Source organism: Trichormus sp. NMC-1, assembly GCF_001858025.1.
In the GTDB taxonomy this organism is placed as follows: Bacteria; Cyanobacteriota; Cyanobacteriia; order Cyanobacteriales; family Nostocaceae; genus Anabaena.
The window spans coordinates 3,209-3,670 of record NZ_LZQD01000024.1 but is presented as its reverse complement, the minus strand read 5'-3'; the positions used below and the strand labels follow the sequence as shown (position 1 = coordinate 3,670).

At 54.1% G+C, this 462-nt stretch carries 1 other annotated feature (running past one end of the window).

Going from position 1 to position 462, the window contains the following annotated elements:
• Window positions 1–462: a sequence feature (mutual gap in cmsearch alignment for this rRNA model is longer than 100), on the top strand (it continues 3,208 nt past the right edge of the window).

Below are 462 nucleotides of genomic sequence, written 5' to 3'. Positions count from 1 at the left end.
AGGTCGGCCATAGCGGGTGAAAGCCCCGTAGACATCAAACAGCAAGAGACTCGAGTAGGGCGGGACACGTGAAATCCTGTCTGAACATGGGGGGACCACCCTCCAAGGCTAAGTACTCCTCAGTGACCGATAGCGAACAAGTACCGTGAGGGAAAGGTGAAAAGAACCCCGACGAGGGGAGTGAAATAGACCTGAAACCGAATGCTTACAAGCAGTCAGAGCCCGCAAGGGTGATGGCGTACCTTTTGTATAATGGGTCAGCGAGTTAACCTGACGAGCAAGCTTAAGCCGATAGGCGTAGGCGTAGCGAAAGCGAGTCTGAATAGGGCGTCGAGTTCGTCGGGTTAGACCCGAAACCGGGTGATCTAGCCATGAGCAGGTTGAAGGTGCGGTAACACGCACTGGAGGACCGAACCCACTCCTGTTGAAAAAGTAGGGGATGACTTGTGGCTAGGGGTGAAA